Origin of the sequence: Amycolatopsis keratiniphila subsp. keratiniphila (assembly GCF_001620365.2) — a bacterium.
GTDB lineage: Bacteria > Actinomycetota > Actinomycetes > Mycobacteriales > Pseudonocardiaceae > Amycolatopsis > Amycolatopsis keratiniphila.
This window is the reverse complement of the sequence record NZ_LQMT02000039.1, coordinates 188445-205810: the sequence shown is the minus strand read 5'-3', so window position 1 is coordinate 205810 and position 17366 is coordinate 188445. Positions and strand designations below refer to the sequence as shown.

The window sequence follows — 17366 nt, the reverse complement described above, 5'->3', positions numbered from 1 at the left end:
GTATGGAGATGCCCGACGCGGTCAAGTGGCTCTTGCCGATCGTCGTCGGGGAAAGCTGGCCCGAAGGCGACGAGGACAAGCTCCGCGAACTGCGCGACGCCTGGCACAACGCCTCGAAGGCGATCCAGCCGATCGCCGACACCGCGACCAAGGGCGCCACCGAGGTCCTCGGCGGCTGGAGCGGTCAGGGCGCGGAAAAGTTCGCCGAGGCCTGGAAGAAGTTCGTCGAGGGCGACGAGGCGTACTTCAAGTCGCTCGCCGATTCGTCGAAGGCGCTCGGCGACTCGTGCAACGCGACCGCGCTGGACGTCGAGTACACGAAGTACATGATCATCATCTCGCTGGTGATCCTGGCCGCGCAGATCGTCGCGATGATCGCGGCCGCAGCGGTGACGTTCGGCGGTTCGACGGCCGGGATCGCGCCGGCGCAGATCGCCACCCGCATGACCGTCCAGATGATCTTCCGCCAGCTGATGCAGAAGCTCGCGCAGGAAGGCTTCAAGAAGGTCGCGAAGGAACTCCTGGAGAAACTTCTCAAGGAGGGCCTGAAGAAGATCGGCAAGGAAGTCCTGCAGAACACGGCGATGAACCTCGCCATGGACGCGGGGATCCAGGGCCTGCAGATGGCCAAGGGCGACCGCGACAGCTGGGATTTCAGCAAGACCAAGGATTCCGCGATCAGCGGCGCCGTCGACGGTGTGGTGGGCGCGGGCAGCAGCAGTATCGGCAAGGGCGCCACCAAGGGACTTTCCGACAGCGTCGGCGGCCAGATCGTCGACAGCGCGGCGCGGGGTGCCGTGCGCGGCGCGGCCGAAGGCGTCGCCAGCACGGTCGGGCAGGCCGCCGTCACCGGTGACCTGGACAAGCTTTCGGCCAAGGACGTGCTGATGGGCGCGTCCGGCGGAGCGGTCGGCGGGGGTGTCGACGGGGCGAAGAGCCAGATCGGCGACATCAAGGCCGCGAACACGCCCGGCGATTCGGGTCCTTCCACGCCGGATGTGGATACCGGGGATGCGGGGACGGGTTCGCGTACTCCGGGGTCTTCGGACTCGCGCTCTTCTTCTTCGGATTCTTCGGATTCGAGTTCCTCCTCGGACTCGCGCTCCTCCTCGGACTCTGGCTCCTCCTCGGATTCGGGCACTTCGGCGGAACCGCGTTCTTCATCGGATTCCGGTTCCTCTTCGCGGTCGGACTCCTCGCCGGATCCGGCACCGCGGTCCACTTCGGACGGTCAGGCGGCTTCGAGCCGGGGTTCGGACGGCTCCGGCGATCCGCAGCCGCGTTCCGAGAGCGGCCCGCAGCGGACGGCGGAGAGCGACCGGGTCAGCCAGTCGTCGACGCAGGCTCCGGAACGTCCGGCCGACGCCCCGGCGAACACCGGGGACGGTCAGCGTGCGGCGCAGACCCACCAGAACGCCCCAGCGGCCGCCGCCGACAACGGATCCGGTCAGCAGCAAGCCGCGGCGGGTAATCAGCAACAGGCACCCGCCGCCCAGTCGCAAGCGCCGGCTTCGGGTCCCGCGCCGAGCCCGGCACCGGGACCGGCGTCCGGTCCGGCACCGAGTCCTTCGCCATCCAGCGCGATGCCGCCGGCCGCTTCCACGGGCGCGCCGTCGAGTTCGGGCGGATACGGCATGGCGTCGAACCCGGGTTCGAGCTCGCCCGCTCCGTCAGGCGGTTACGGCATGACGCCCGGCGGCAACGGGCCCACCCCCGGCGGCGGTTTCCCGCCTCCCGGGCACGACCCATCCCGGCCTCCCCGGCCGAACGACGGCGTCCAGGCCGCGGGTTTCGCGAGCAACGGCGGACCGCAGCAGCCGCGGTTCGACCAGCCGCCCGCGCCGATGCCCTTCCAGGGTCAGCAGCCGATGCAGCCGCCGCCTCCGGGTGGGTTCGCGCCGCCTCCGCCCGGTGGTGGCGGCCCCATGCCACCGCGAGGACCGCAGGGTCAGCCGGGTCCGATGGGCCCCCGTCCACCGCAGCAGCATCCCGGCCAGGGTGGACATCCGCAGGACCGCGGACCGCGTCAGCGTCCTCAGCAACCACCGCAGCCCCCTGGTCCGCAGGGTCCGCCGAGGCCGCCCCAGGGTTACCAGGGCAGGCCCGGACCTGGTCCGGGGCCGAACGGCGGGGTTCCGCCGCGCCCGCAGACACCTCCGCCCGGACCGCCTCCGGGCAACCGCGGTCCGGGGGGCTACCCGCCGCCTCCGCCGCGACCCCAGCACCCGGGCAACGGTCCGTTCCCCGGCAACCGCGGCCCGATGCCGCCGCCTCCGCCCGGGCACCACCCCGGTCAGCCGGGACGTCCCGGACAGCAGCCCGGACGGCCGATGCCGCCCGGTGCCGAGCCGCCGCGTTTCGGTGGTCCGCAGCGTCCGCCGCAGGTGCCGTCACCGCGTCCTGGCCACGACCCGAACGCGGGGCCCCAGCGTCCGCCGCAGCAGCAGCCGCCGGTGCGGCCGGTGGAGCACGCGCCGCGGCAGGTGCCTCAGGACCACGGCGCGAACGCGCCCAAGGACACCGAGCTCCCGAAGGACACCCAGGCGCCGAAGGACGTCGAGGCCCCCAAGGACACGGAAGTCCCCAAGGACACCGAGACGCCGAAGGACGTCGAGAGCCCCAAGGACACCGACGCGCCAACGCCCGACGACAAGCCGACCATCGACGAGCCGTACCTGACCGACCCGGACTTCCACACGGACGATCCCGCCGCCTACCGCGCGCTCGCCGAGACGCAGATCGACAAACGCGGTTTCGACAAGGACACCGGGGAAGCGCGGAGCGAGCAGGTCCGCCGCGAAGGCCTCGCCAAACGCGACGCCCACGAAGACCCGCGTGTCAAGGAAATGTCGGATCAGGGCGCGTACGCGGTGCACAGCTACACGCGTACCGACATGGCCGAGCGGATCACGCACGCCCAGCGCCACGGCGGCCCCGAGCTGGACGCGCTCCGGCCGCATATCGAGGCGATCACCTCGGGCCTCAACGAGATGCCCGCTTACGAGGGCCTCGTCTCGCGGCGGGTGAACTTCAACGGCAACGAAAGCGCGATCCGGGCCTTCCTCGAAGCGCACGCCGAGGGCAAGGTCATCGTCGACCCGCAGATGCTGAGCACGTCGCGGGTCACGCCCGAGCATCCGCGCAGCAACTTCCCCGGCGAAGTCGAGATGCGCATCCAGTCGAAGACCGGGCGCCACATCGAAGACCTCGCGTCCAAAAAGGACGAACGCGAAGTGCTGATGAAGTCGGCGACGCAGCTGCGCGTCACCGACGTCAAGATGGGCCCGGGGCATCCCGACCACCCGGACTACAAGAAGCGCCTCGACGACGGTTCGCCGAACGACCTGCCGAAGTGGATCGTCGAATGCGAGGAGGTCGTCAAGGGCGACGACGGCCACCTGACCGCGGAGCAGGTGCAGCAGAAGGTCGCGGAACGGCGTGAGTACAACAACGCCGTGCAGGAGCGGCTGGCGCAGGAAGCCGCCGACCAGGAAGCACAGCTGCGCCGCGATCACCCGGAGCTGTTCCAGAACCAGGGTCTCGGCGGGCTCGAAACCAAGCTGGCCGACGGCAAGGGTGGCTGGATCGACGCCACCGACGCCCCGGCCAGGGAGACCCCGAAGCCGCCGAGGGAGCACGCTCCCGACGGTGGCTGGTCCGAGCTGGCGAAGCCGCTCGAAGAGGGTGGGACGCCGGTCATCCACGCCGGTTCGACCGAGACGCCGCACCAGCAGGTCCGGCTGGTCATGGACGAACTGCCCGCGATCGGCGAGGCCAACACCCGCAACTACTACGCGCCCGAATCGTGGAAGGACGGCTACCAGACGAACTCGGCCGAGGCACTGGTCGCGTTCGAGAACCGGATGAACGGTGGCGACGCCGTCGCGGGGCCGTCGACGGCTGGTTCGCCGCTGCAGCACGTCAGCGACCGGCTCGGCGGGCAGTGGTCGGATCGGAACGGTTTCGCCGACATCGCCCGTGAGCTGGGCGAACGTCCGGTCGGCGCGCGGACCGCGGTGGCGTTCGAGCATCACGCCCCCGCCGATCCGAACGCGCCGGAGGGCTCGCCGCGGTCGAAGGACCGGATCGAGACGCGCATCGTCGCCGCGGTGAACACGCCGCACGGCGTGGTCTTCGCCGACCCGATGACCGGGCGGCTCGCGACGCTGCCCGACGATCCGACGTCGATCAAGGCGATGCCGATGGGCGGCAGTGAGGCTCCTGACGCTCCGCACACGCCGGAAGCACCGGAGCGCACGCATACGGAAACCCCGGTCCAGGAGCAGGCGCCCAAGACCGAACTCGACATCGCCGAGCGGCTCAAGGGCCCGGAAGAAACGCCCACGCGAATCGACGAGAGCTATCTCGGCGACGAGAACTTCCGTGGCACGCCTGAGGATCACAAGAGCCTCCGTGACCGCTACGACAGCGCCGAACTCGCCGAGCAGGCCCGCGAAAAGGCGCTTAAGCGTCTTGAAGCAAGCCCGCTGAAGGACCGCGTCTCACCCGAAGCCGCCGAAGCGATCTACTCGTACTCGCGCGAACACGCCTACGCGATCAACGAAGCCAACCGCAAGGGTGAGTCGCACCCCGACTTCGAGAACGCCCAGCGCAGCACCCGGGCGATCGTCGGCGCGCTCAACGAGCTGCCGGACTTCCACGGTGAGGCCATCCGCGGCATCGACACCAAGGGCGACATGCAGGCCGCCGCGATCATGGCGGCGCACTACGAGCCGGGGCAGACCGTCCCCGAGCCGACCATGACCAGCTCCACGATCAAGACGTCGCCGGACACGAAGTCGAAATTCGGCCAGGACGTCGAGATCCACATCGTCTCGAAGACGGGCAAGGACGTCTCGTCGCTCGCCGAGAACCCCGGCGAGAACGAGGCCATCAACAAGCCGGCCACGCAGCTTTACGTGCACAGCAAGGAGTTCAAGACTCCGCCGCTGGTCGACCGGCCGAAGTGGGTCATCCACGCCGAAGAGGTCACTCCCGGCGACCCGCGCTACCTCGACCCCGAGACCGCCAAGCAGAAGATGGACGAGCGGCGGGCCCGGCACGCCGCGGAGGCGCCGGAACTCGCGCGTCTCGCCCAGGCGCAGTCGATGGCGCGCCTCGGCGGCTTCGACGAGCCGCAGACCCCGCACGTCACCACGGAGAACCCGGCACAGCACACGGTCGCGGACGCCGACAAGGGACCCGAGTACGGCGAGCAGCCCGTCACCGACGACACGATCGAGCTGCCCACCCCCGAGCGGGACTACTCGTCGATGGCGGTCGCGACGAACCCGCCGAGCGAACCGGCGATCCACGCCGGTTCGGCGAGCCCCGAGCAGCAGGCCGCGTACATCGCCGACCGGCACCCGCGGCTCGGCGAGGTCAACCCGCATTTCAACGACCCCGACGCGCTCGCGAACGGCTACCGCTCCAACTGCACCCGCACTCCGGGCGCGTACATGGACCGGCTGAACGGCATCGATTCGACCGCCGACCCGCTGCTCGTGCACGAGATGGACAGCCGCGGCACGCTGGAGCACGTCGAAGAGCGGTTCGGCGGGCAGTTCTCCGACCGCGCCGACTACGACACCGTGATCCGCGAGATGCGCGGCATGCCGACCGACCACCACGCGGTCGTCGCGGTGAAGTACCTCGACGAGAACGGTGTCGAGCGCGGCCACGTCGCGATGGTGGCGAACACGCGTGACGGTGTCGCGTTCATCGACCCGCAGTCGGGTGCGCTGATGAACCTGCCGCATCCGCCGCTGAGCATGAAGCTGATGCACGTCGGTGTCCCGGAGGGCCCGGCCGCGCAGCCAGTCGACCCGCGGATCGCCTACGCCAGGGAAGACACGCCCGACGTGCAGCCGTCGCGGATCGGGCCGGACGGCCGTCCGATCGTGACGCCGCCGCACGACGCGGGCTACGGCATGGCCCACGACGAGCAGCCCCGGGCCGACGCCGAACGGTTCCTGAACGATCCCGAGGTCGCGGCCGCGGTGGACGGACTCGACCCGGACAAGAAGCGGGCCGTCCACGAGGACGAAAACGGCGTCAAGCACGACGTCGGGCCGATGCGGGACTTCATCCGCGAGCACCTGCCCGCGCATCCGGAACTCGTCCGGCTGATGGAGCACCCCGACAACGCGTACCTGCGGGCTTCGCTGCTGAACAACCCGATGACGATCGGCAGCCTGCTGCTGCACCCGGAGGCCATCCCGATCCTCGAAGACGCCCTGCGTGACGTCGAGGAACGCGGCTACCAGATGATCGACGACGTCCGTGAGGACGGCCCCGGCGACACGCCGCTGACGCAGGAGCAGCGGGACCTCGCGAACACGGCGGCGGACATCGCCGCCGACGTGGACCCCGGCGACCAGTACCACGCCGGCTTCGATCGCGCGGACAAGGGCGATGCCGCGAAGATCCAGGAATTCCTCGACGCCGAACGGGCGGCGTGGCCGCGGAACCAGGGCGATCTCAACCGGATCGCCGAACGGATCGCGGAGGAGAACAACGGCGAGTCTTCAGGGCGTCCCGGCCCGAAGGACGACGACCGCGCGAAAGCGAAGATCGCGGGCTACGACGGCGACGCGTCGAAACTCACCGACCTGGTGGGTGTGAAGATCCAGTTCGACACGCTGGCCGACGTCTACAACGCGCTGAACGCGGTGATGGCCGATCCGGATCTCCGGATCGTCAGCTTCGACGACCGGTTCGCGAATCCGCAGGACAGCGGGTACCGCGATCTGCAGATGAATGTCCGGCTGCCGAACGGGCATGTCGCCGAACTGAGGCTGCACCTGCGGCATATCGACACCGTTTCGGCCTACGAACACGCCTTGTACGAGGTCCGCCGCGACTTCCCGACGTACAACCGGACACTGGACGCGGACAACAAGAAGCGGTTGTCCCCGGAGCAGGCCCTGCTGGAAGCGGCGCTGATGGACCGGGTCCGGGAGAAGTTCATGGCCGGTCTCCGCAAGGGCCTGCCGCCGGAGGAGAACACGTGATCCAGACACCGTCCTTCTACACGTACTTCGGGAAGACGTACCGCGTCGAGTCGACTCCCGACGGTGGCCTGACGGGTTACCTCCTCAACCTGAGCTCCGGCGAGTTCGACGAAAAGCCGGAGCACGTGCGCGAGGTCCTGCGGGCGATGGCGAGTTCGGACATCAGCAAGGTGCCCGAGGAGAAATTCGTCCAGGAGACCGAACGAGCCCGCGCGTACGAACTCAAAGGCGACGGTCCGATCTTCGCGTTGTACGAGACCATCGACGGCCTCTACCGGCAGGCCAAGAGCGAGAACCGGCGCGTGGAACCGCAGGAATCGGCGTTGATCAAGGCACTTCGCAAGCGCACCTTCAAGATGTGGGAGGACGAGCTGGCCCGCCGCGCCGCCGGTGAGCCGCCGTCGTTCCGCGCGGAGCCGCGTTTCCCGAACCGGGCGCGATGATTCACGTGGAACAACTCACTCCGGAACAACAGCGCGGGCTGCTGGTCCAGATCGGCAGGCTCATCCTGGCGGGTATCACCGACCCCGCCCACGCCGCGGTCGCCGATTTCCGGCAGGCCGGGGAGCACACCGAACTCGAGGGCCACAACCTCGCGCCCGCGTCCGAGCTGAACGAGCTCTTCGGCAGGCTTCGCACCGGGATGTACGCGACCGGCCGGGGGACCTGGCTCCAGTCGCGGTTCACGCTGAAACCCGACGGCACCTTCGACTTCGACTTCACTCTCGACGACGAGCCGTCGTGGACCGAGGCACCACCGTCTTCGGCGTACCCGGACGAGCTGGCCGCGTTCCCGCGCGAGGACGAGCACGTCCCGGACTGGTGGCGGCTACGCGCTCAGCTGCCGTTGCGAGTCGAGTTCCGGCACGCCCGGATCGTCGACGCGTACACCGAGGGCGAGCCGCCGGTGGTGGACAGACCGGAGCTCGACGAGTCCGAGGCGCCGCTGGTCGCGCAGTACCTCGAACGTGAACCGGCGATCCTGTCCGGCAGCGGACTCGGCAAGGACATCTTCGATCCGGAGGCCGATGGCGACGTCCCGGAGAGCTACCACACCGACGGCACCTGGATCTGGCACGCGTCCGTGCCGCACTACCTGCGGAAATACGGGGTCCCGCCGGAGCCGGAGCTGGTCGAGCACATCCGCGGTCAGCGCTTCCAGCCGCCGTACGTCGAGCATCTGGTGCGGCGTACCGCGGAGGCGGATCTGCTCGGCAAGCCGCGGCCGAGACCGGGCCGCTCCGACGTCAAGAGGACCGAGGGCGACATCGCCGCGGAGCTGGAGACGTCGCCCAATCCGCAGCTGATCGACGAAGAACTCCTGGTCGTGCTGGTCAGCAGGCTCGGCGAACACGCCGTCTGGCCCGAGGCCTACCGCATCGGCGACCGCGCGGACGGCGCCTGGTGCCTCAACTTCACCGAGAAGGGCTGGGAGGTCGCGGCTTACTCGGATGGCGCCGCGGTCTCACCGAAGTATTTCGACAAGCTCGAAGACGCGTCGCATCAGCTACTCGGCGCGCTTCTGCTGCATCCGGCGAGGATGACCGCCGGACATGAGACGCCACTGGAGACGGCGAAGGAACTCGCCGACTGGCCGGTGCAGGCGGCGCCGGGTGAGCCTCCCCTCACCTTGCTCCGCAACAAGCGCGTCAGCCGGATGGTCGCCGGTACGGTCGTACTGCGGTTCGGCGAGGAAACCGGCAATCTGGTTCACCACGGAGGGGTACGGTTCGCCACGACGTCCCTGCCGCTGGAACGGGAGCGTGTCGGTGGGACCTACCGGCTGCGACGCCCGCTCCACGTGATCATCGGTGTCACCGTCCCTTGGGCGAACATGCCCGGTGGGGCGGTGGCCTACGTGCTCCCGAGGACCATCGCCGAGCACGTGTCCGACGGCAGCCTGGAGAGGATCGAGTAGGTGGAATCGGCGGAAGCGGTAGCCAAGGTCGAAGAGTGGCTGCGCGCGGTCCACGGTCCGGACGTGTCCGAACCGGGCGGCGCCGGCCTGCGCGTGAACCACGAGAAGGTCCTGCGCATCCCTGAGGGCTGGTCTGTCCCCTACAACACGATCGCCTTCCTCGACGAGGGTCACGCCGAGAAGGAGATCTTCCCGCCGCCGTCGGTGATCGTGCGCGAGCCCGACGGCGAGCTGCGCCAGGCGCATCCGCAGCCCGGCGGGCTCAGCGTCCCGGTCGCGTTCCCCGGCCAGGAGGCCTGGCGCGAGGTCGTCGACCCCGAGTACGCCAAGTCCGGTCTCGGTGACCTCGGCGTCCCGCCGGCGGTGGTCGCGGGCTGGGTCAAGGTCAACGCGGAAGGCGTGCAGACCGGGGAGGAACGGGAGAACCCCGAGTACAAGGCCGGTCCGGTCCGCCGCGGCTACCCGAAACCGGAGAACAAGCTCGAAACGCTGCTGTCGTTCGCCAGTGTCGGCTGGCTGACCAGGGAACAGCTGCTCATCGGGCTGCTGCGCTGCGAGGTCTACGTCCCGCTCGACCTGGCGTCGGGCAAGACGGAGCGGTTCTACTTCAACGAGGAACGCGCCGAGCTGCGCGTGTTCAGCTCCACCAGGAACCTCCCGTCCCGCGAACACGGGTACTGGAAGGTCGACATCGCCACCCTGGCCGGGTACGAGAGCCCGCCGAACCTCGTGATCAACGGCGGTCCCGCGACGTTCGAGGACGTCAGCGGCGCCGAGCTCGCCGAGACCGCGCAGCGGTTCCCCCGCCGGGGCCCGGGGGTCGACGTCAACGAACGCTGCCCGGAAGCGGAACCGGAGCTGGAGACCCTCGCGGTCGAAACCGCCGCGAAGATGGGCCTGTCCGAGCCGGTGAAGCCGCCACTGGCCGCGGCCGAGCGGGCACGCCGCCGCGGGTTCGAGCTGAGTGCCGAGGAATGCCAGAAGACCGTCCTCGGCCAGTCCTGGCTGGCCCGGCTCAAGCAGCCGGAACCGACCCGCGCCCGGCCGAACGACCTGCGGGCGAACGGGCTGGCGCCGGGTTACGACAACGAAGGCCAGATCCAGCCGCGTCTGGACACCTTCGGCAAGTACTTCGACCGAGACCGCTCCAGCTCGCGCTACGGCTGGCAGCGCGTCACGGGCGCGTACGTGGGCTTCGCGCTCGGAGAGGCGCTCGGGGCGGCCGTCGACCGCATGCGGCTCGACGAAATCCACAACACCTACGGCCCCGAGGGCGTCTCCGACCTGACGGTCGCCTTCGACCTGCCCGGTCGCGTCGGGCCGCTCACCCAGCGGCTGCTGTTCTACACCGAGGCCGTGATCCGCAGCCCGCATCGCGAGCAGCCGGAGAACCGCGACGCCGAGAAGGCGCTCGGCACGGTCGCCCGCAACTCGCTGATGCGCTGGCTGCACACCCAGGGCGCGCCGCTGGACAACGCCGACGGCTGGCTCGTGAAGGTGCCGGAACTCCGTGTCCGCCGCACCCCCGACGACGCCGAGCTGAACGCCTACCACGCGCTGGCGACCGTCTCGCCGACGGCGATGCCGATGAGCGGGCCGGACGCGCTGGTCGCGGCGCTGCCGGCGGCGATGACCGCGGCCGGGCCGGGGAGCGCGATGAGCGGCGGCGTCCGGCAGGCGGTGCGCGACCTCGTCGCGGTCACGCATCCCGGCGAGGTCGACGTCGAAGCGGCGACCTACCTGACCTGGCTGTTCGAACCCGCGCTGACCTCGGAGGCGTTCAGCTACCCGATCTGGAACACCTCCCGCGAGATCTTCAGCGACCAGAACCCGCACCAGCGGGGGCCGGTCTGGGCGGATCTCAAGGCGATGGTCGCGGAATCGGTGCCGTTCTTCGGCAAGCACGGCCTGCCCGACCTGCGGGTCCCGGAGCTGATCGGCGACGGCAAGAGCACGCTTTCCGTGCTGGGCCGCGCGTTCGCGGCGCTGTCCGGCTTCGAGAACTACCCGGAGCAGGCGCTGCTGCGGGCGGTCAACCACTCGGGCCGCAGCGCGATCACCGGCGCCATCGCCGGCGCGCTGCTCGGCGCCCGCACCGGTATCCCCGGGCTGCCGCAGAAGTGGGTCGAGCAGCTGGAACTGCGTTACCTGCTGGAGAACATCGCCACGGACGCGTTCTGGCACTTCGACCGCCATTCGGCGCTGCACGAGGTCGACGGCTGGTCCCAGCGGTATCCCCGCTGGTGAAACTGGAATGGGGGGCGGAGCTGAGATGAAGCCTGGAAAAGCGACCGAAGGCGTGAACCCACTCCGGCCGTAGGCGCGGGTTCACCGACAGGCAACTGGAATGGGGACGATGAACGAAGAGGAAGCCGTCAGCCGTGTCGAGGAGTGGCTGACGGACCGAGGCGGGGAGGGCACCGGCGCGTTGCGGGTCCGCCGCGACTACGTCGTGCGCGCGACCGACGGCTGGAACGTCACGTACAACACCGTCGGCTGGCTCGACGGCACCGACCCCGGCGCGGGCCTGTTCCCCAGCCCGGTCGCCTTCGTCCCGGACGACGGCGGAGAGATCCGCCTCGACCTGGAGCTGATGGCCGTTTCGGCGGCGGGAGACGATCCGGACGCGTTCACCCGGTGGGCGGAAGTCGTCGATCCCGAATTCGATCCGGCCGCGGTCCCCGGCTTGCCCGTGCCGAAGGCGGCGATCCTGCGCTGGGAGCAGCACACGCTCCTCGGGGAGCCGACCGGCGCGGTCCGCGCGAACCCCGACCACCGGCCGGGGCCGCGGTTCGCCGGCCGCCCGGCACCGGAAAGCCCCGTCGAGACACTTCTCGGCTATCTCCGCGTCGAGTGGATCACGCCGGAGGAGTTCGTCCACTGGATGCTCGACCTCGACGTGCTGGCCCCGGCGAAGGACGGCCACCTGCAGGTCCGCGACTTCGGTGACGCGGGCGTGCGTTTCGTCGTCTACACCTCCGAGGCTCAGGTGCCGTCCGAGTACACGGTGTGGCAGCGGATCCAGCCCCGCGTGCTCCTGCGCCGGGGCAAGGACAACCCCGGCGTCGGTCTGCTGGTCAACCCCGGGCGTCCGGAGACGTTCAACGTCTACCCGGAGACGCTGCGGCAGGTCGCCGACCTCGAACTCCCGGCCGGTACCGAGCGGCCGGAGTCCGTCGGGCGTCCCGCCTACTTCAGCGGGGAGTACGACACTCCGGCCGTCGCGAACCTGCGGAGCCTCGTCGACCAGGCGCGGGACAACGGCTACCCGCTGAGCAGCGAAGAGCTCACTCTCTTCACGCAGGCCGCGACGCTGTCGTTCGAGCGCTCGCGGGCGAAGTACGACGGCCGTCCGCTGCCCGAACTGCCCGAAGACCTGTTCGCGAACGGGCTGGTCACGCACTTTTACGACAATGGTGAGCCGCGTCCGAGCGCCTGGACGTTCGGGAAGTTCTACGACCCGACGCTCCCCGTCGGCAGCTTTGCGTACCCGAGGCTTCTCGGCGCGTACGTCGGCTTCGCGCTCGGAGACGCACTCGGCTCTGGCGCCGATCCTGCCGACGGCCTGCCGCTCGGCGGCCTGACCCGGCAGCTGCTGTTCCACACCGAATCGGTGATCCGCGGCCTGGACCCGACGCCGGACAAACCCGAGATCCCGGCCTCGCTGCCCGCGGGTGGACGGCCGGACGGCTGGGTCGCCAAGGCCACCGCGGCCGCCGGACCGGCACCCGCCGAGTTCTCGGCCATGCTGGCGACCGCGCTCGCCGCGACGGTGACCGGTGGCGTGCAGGGTCCCGCCGACAGTACCTTCTACGCGATGAAGGTGGTCCGCGAACTGGTCGGTTCCGCGGCCGGTCACGAGGTCGTCCACGGCGCCGAACTGCTGGTGAACGTGTTCCGCGCCCAACTCGCGGCCCAGAACGGCGAACCGGCGGTCGCGAACTTCCTCGAAGGCTTCGACGAGTACAGCGGCGAGGTCGGCGAGCTGGTCAAGACGGTGCTCGACCTCCGCAACGACATCGGCGGAGACGACATCGAGCAGTTCGACAGCATCGGCGACGGCCGGACGCCGCTTTCGGTGCTCGGCCGGGCCCTGTTCGCCGCCGCCAAGCGCGGGTACGACGCCGAAGCGGCGCTGGCGCTGGCCGCTCGCGGCGGTTCGGTGACGGCCGCGCTGACCGGCGCGATGGTGGGCGCGAGGCTCACCGTGCCCGGTCTGCCGGAGGCCTGGCTCGCCGCGTACGCCGGCCTCGGCGTCATCGACAATCTGGCGGGCGACGCCTATTACTACTTCAACCGCTTCGGCCTGCCCCGCGAGCCCGAAGAGCGGCGGCGCTGGGAAGCGAAGCGGTATCCACGAGGAGATCAGTAGAGCAATGCGCGAGTGGCTTCAACATCCGGCGACCAGGTCGCGGCTGCGCGGCAGCCTGTTCGCCGGGGCGATCGGTGACGCGCTCGGCGCGAAGACCGAGTTCGACTCGATCGACCGCATCCGCGAGATCGCCGGCCCCGCCGGGATCACCGACCTCATCCCCGCGTACGGCGGCGTCGGGCGCATCACCGACGACACCCAGATGACGCTCTTCACCCTCGAAGGCCTGATCAGGGCCCACCACGGAACGGTGCCCGTCGAGCAGTCGCTCCAGCTGGCCTACCAGCGCTGGCTGCACACCCAGGGCGTCTCGTGGGAGCGCGCCCGCGGCCCGCAGGACACGAGCGCGGAACCGGACGGCTGGCTGATCACGAACCGCGAGCTGTTCAGCCGTCGCGCACCCGGGCTCACCTGCTTCAGCGAGCTGGAGGCGTACGGCAGGACGGGCGTGCGCGCCGGCATGGACAAGCCGGTGAACAACTCGAAGGGCTGCGGCGGGATCATGCGCGCGGCACCGGTCGCGCTGTGGTCGGACGACCTCGCCGAGGTGTTCCGGCTCGGCGCCGAGAGCGCGGCGCTGACGCACGGTCACCCGAGCGGGTATCTCTCGTCGGGTGCCTTCGCGGTGATCGTGCGCGAACTGCTACTCGGGAAACCGCTGCTCGACGCCATCGCGACCGCCCGTGCCGAGCTGGAGAAGTACCAGGGTCACGAGGAGCAGAGCGTCGCACTCGACCAGGCACTCGCCCTCGCGAAGGAAGGCGCCCCGACGCCGGAGAAGCTCGAAACACTCGGCCAGGGGAACATCGGCGAAACCGCGCTTTCGATGTCGGTCTACGTCGCGCTGACCACCACGGACGCGAACGCCGCGCTGCTCGCGTCGGTGAACCACAGCGGCGACAGCGACTCGACCGGGTCGATCTGCGGAAACCTCGTCGGCGCGATGTACGGCGAGGAAGCGCTCAACACCGACTGGCTCGCGAAGCTGGAGCTGGCCGAGGTCATCGGCGGGCTGGCGGACGACGCGCTCGCGGAGTTCGGCGGGAGCGCACCGGGTGACGACCGGTGGTACGCCCGCTATCCGGCCCACTAGATTTACCTCCGGTTTGGGGTACTTGGGGAGGGGACACATAGTGCGTTACCGGGTTCAAGCGGCGGAGCGGCCGGATGGCCTGTACGCCGTCTGGGGGGACACCGTCTTCGCGGCCCAGCGGTCGACCGAAGACGGCACGCTGCTGCTCATCGCGCCGCCGGGGGAAGCGGCGCCCGAGGGCTTCGACCGCGACTGGAACGGCCGTCCGGCCAGGGTCGTGCTGAACGGCGAGGCGGGAGCGACCTTCAGCCTCCAGTCGTACGGCCGGTTCGACGACGAGCACTTCCAGATCGCGCCGAGCACCGGCGGCGGCGACCTGACGTTGCGCTGGGCCGGCGAGGACGCGGCCCGCGCGGCCGAACTGGGCCTGACGGACTTCTCGACCACGGCCGCGCCGACGCGGCTGACGGCCTTGTGGCAGACCAGGCACGACTTCGTCGAGACGCCGGAAGCCCGGCTTCAGCCGGGTACGGGCGATCAGGGCGCGCTGCTACGCGCCATCGGCCGGACGCTGCTGCGCGTGCTGCCGCCGGGCTGGCAGCGGGTCGGCGCCCAGTTCCGGCAGGTCGGCGACTACTCCGAACTCGAGGTCCGCTCGGTCGGCGACGAGGGCAACGGCCCGGTGTCGGTGTCGATCGCGGCGCCGCCGGAGCTCGGCTCGCTGTTCGCGCGGCTGCGCGCGGCGATGCACCAGCCCGAGACCGGCACCTGGTTCCAGGGCACGTTCACGCTCGACTCGGAGTCGCACTTCGACTTCGACTTCGACGCCGACCAGGAACCGACGTGGCGGCTCGCGCCGAACGAAGGCGGGAAGCCGTCTCCGCGCGCGTACGCGACCGAGCTCGCGATCTTCCCGCGCGACCAGAAACACGTCCCGGCCTGGCTTTCGGCCAAGGCGGGCCTGCCGCTCGACATCGTGTTCCGGCACGCGCAGGTCGTCGACGCGCACAACGAGGGCGAACGACCGGTCGTCAACCGGCCGCCGGTGCCGCCGGACATGATGCGCGGCGTCCTCGACTACCTCTTCCGCTCGCCGGTGGCGCTGACCCGGCCGGGCCCGCAGCCCGACATCTTCACCCCGAACGGCCCGCCGGACGTGCCGAACGCCTTCCACACCGACGGCGTCTGGATCTGGCCCGCGGCCGTCCCCCACTACCTGCGGAAGTACGGGGTGCCGCCGGAACCCGAGCTGGTCGAGCACATCCGGGCCGCCGGTTTCCGGCCGCCGCTGATCGGCGAGCTGGTGCGGGCGACCGCCGAGGCGGAGATCGTCGGCAAGCCCCGGCCGCCGCAGACCGCCGCGGACCTGCCGGACGACAGTGCCCGCACCCGGGTCGAACGCGACGGCGAACCGTCTCGCGACATCCGGGCCGTCGAGGTGCTGGACGTCCTGTACCAGCGGCTGGCCGAGCACGGCGTGGCGCCGACGTCGTACCGGATCGGCGCGAACGCGGTACCGGAGCCGGGGCTCTGGACCTTGCGCCGCACCGAAAGCGGCTGGGAGGTGTCCCGTCCGCCGACCGACGAGCCGGTGGCGTTCGCCAAACTCGAAGAGGCGGCGCGGTTCTTCCTCGGCACCCTGCTGCTGTATCCGGCACGGGCCGCGGCGGGCGCGAGCGAGGAGGCCGACAACCCGGCCGACTGGCCGATCCTGCCGCTGCGGGGCGAGCCGCCGCTGAACTTCTTCCGGCGCAAGCGGATCGTCGTCCTCCCGGCGGGCACCACGGTGCAGCGGTTCGGGAACGAGACCGGCAACCTCGTGCACGCCGAATCGGCGCGGTTCATCGAGACGTCGCTGGCCGCCGACCGCGAACGGGAGCGCCGTCTCTACCGCGTCCTGCGGCCGCTGCGCGTGGTCACCGGTATCACCGCGCCGTGGAACGGGACGCCGGGCGGGGCCGTGGCCTACGTGCTGCCCCGGCCGATCGCCCAGCATCTCGAAACCGGCGCGCTCTCCCGGGTCCAGTAGTCAGAAGGCCTTCGCGACCAGCTCGTAGGACCGGGCCCGCGCGGCCGCGTCGTACACCGGTGCCGTCAGCATCAGCTCGTCGGCACCGGTGGCCGCGGCGAGATCCTTCAGCGACCGCACCACCTTCTCCGGTCCGCCGTGTGCCTGCGCGGCGGTGAACTGCGCGATCAGCTCCTTCGACTCCGGCGTGAACTCGTGTGCGGCGGCCTGCTCCCTGGTCGGGAAGGCGAGGTCGCCGCCCTCGCCGTTGAGCAGGTACGACTTGATCACCGCGCACGGCCCGGCGACGTAGGCCGCTTCGGCGTCCGTGTCCGCGCAGATGGTCTCGACGCAAAGGATCACGTACGGCTCTTCGCGCCACCGGGATGGCTTGAAGTTCTCGCGATACGCCTGCAGCACCTCGGCCGTGTTCTGCGGCCGGATGTGGTGCGCGACCGCGATCGGCAGGCCGAGCTCGGCGGCGAGACCGGCGCCGGCCGCACTCGAGCACAACAGCCACGGCTCCGGCGTCGGCACCTCGCCGGGCAGCACCCGGATCCCCGTCTCCCCGGCCAGATGACGCAGCAACTCGGCGACGTCGGCGCGGTATTCGCCGTCCGTCGCCGGATCCGCGCCGCGTCGCAGCGCCCGGACGATCTTCTCGTCGAAGGTGCCCGGACCACGCCCGACGCCGAGGTCGATCCGGCCGGGGTGCAGCGCCGAAAGCGTCGCGAACTGCTCGGCGACCGCCAGCGGGGCGTGGTTCGGCGCCATCACCCCGCCGGAACCGACCCGGATCGACGACGTCACCGCCGCCAGATGCGCGGCAAGCACCGGCGGCGAAGCCGTGGCGATGGCCGGCGAGCCGTGGTGCTCCGCGATCCAGACGCGGTGGTACCCCAGTTCCTCCAGTTTCGTGGTGACGGTGGCTGTCGAAGCGAGTACTTCGGTGGCCGCGCGGCCGTCCTCGACGATGGCGAGTTCGAGCGCGGAAAGCGGGATCCCCATACCCCCAACGTAGC

At 70.4% G+C, this 17366-nt stretch carries 8 protein-coding genes; 7 read left to right on the top strand and 1 reads right to left on the bottom strand.

Going from position 1 to position 17366, the window contains the following annotated elements:
- Window positions 1-2 precede the first annotated feature (2 nt).
- From AVR91_RS44365 to AVR91_RS36280, 7 genes are all read left to right on the top strand, one after another.
- Entirely contained in the window at window positions 3-7013 is a 7011-nt protein-coding gene (locus AVR91_RS44365; protein WP_063274159.1) for a WXG100-like domain-containing protein, read from the top strand.
- A complete protein-coding gene (locus AVR91_RS36305; RefSeq protein WP_063274160.1) occupies window positions 7010-7456 on the top strand; it encodes a hypothetical protein in 447 nt (148 codons plus the stop codon). The genes AVR91_RS44365 and AVR91_RS36305 overlap by 4 nt, the downstream gene beginning before the upstream one ends.
- Window positions 7457-7461: 5 nt before the next feature.
- Window positions 7462-8931: a TNT domain-containing protein gene (locus tag AVR91_RS36300; protein WP_143254213.1), complete on the top strand. Its 1470-nt coding sequence runs from the start codon at window positions 7462-7464 to the stop codon at window positions 8929-8931.
- Window positions 8932-11178, top strand: coding sequence for an ADP-ribosylglycohydrolase family protein (locus AVR91_RS36295; RefSeq protein WP_063274162.1), 2247 nt, complete (start codon window positions 8932-8934; stop codon window positions 11176-11178).
- Window positions 11179-11287: 109 nt separating this feature from the next.
- On the top strand, window positions 11288-13303 hold the full coding sequence (locus AVR91_RS36290) for a YrhB domain-containing protein (RefSeq protein ID WP_063274163.1): 2016 nt from the start codon (window positions 11288-11290) through the stop codon (window positions 13301-13303).
- Between the two features lie 4 nt (window positions 13304-13307).
- On the top strand, window positions 13308-14396 hold the full coding sequence (locus AVR91_RS36285) for an ADP-ribosylglycohydrolase family protein (RefSeq protein WP_063274164.1): 1089 nt from the start codon (window positions 13308-13310) through the stop codon (window positions 14394-14396).
- Window positions 14397-14436: 40 nt separating this feature from the next.
- Window positions 14437-16365 (top strand): TNT domain-containing protein, encoded by a 1929-nt coding sequence (locus tag AVR91_RS36280; RefSeq protein WP_063274165.1) that lies wholly within the window; start codon window positions 14437-14439, stop codon window positions 16363-16365.
- Here the strand turns inward: AVR91_RS36280 and AVR91_RS36275 are convergent, their stop codons facing one another.
- Window positions 16366-17352 (bottom strand): LLM class flavin-dependent oxidoreductase, encoded by a 987-nt coding sequence (locus AVR91_RS36275; protein WP_063274166.1) that lies wholly within the window; start codon window positions 17350-17352, stop codon window positions 16366-16368.
- Between the last annotated feature and the right edge of the window lie 14 nt (window positions 17353-17366).

What these genes read in the sequence shown, in the direction of transcription:
- AVR91_RS36285 (WP_063274164.1), top strand. Translation starts at nt 13,308, where the DNA reads ATGCGCGAGTGGCTTCAACATCCGGCGACCAGGTCGCGGCTGCGCGGC.
- AVR91_RS44365 (WP_063274159.1), top strand. Translation starts at nt 3, where the DNA reads ATGGAGATGCCCGACGCGGTCAAGTGGCTCTTGCCGATCGTCGTCGGG.
- AVR91_RS36290 (WP_063274163.1), top strand. Translation starts at nt 11,288, where the DNA reads ATGAACGAAGAGGAAGCCGTCAGCCGTGTCGAGGAGTGGCTGACGGAC.
- AVR91_RS36275 (WP_063274166.1), bottom strand. Translation starts at nt 17,352, where the DNA reads ATGGGGATCCCGCTTTCCGCGCTCGAACTCGCCATCGTCGAGGACGGC.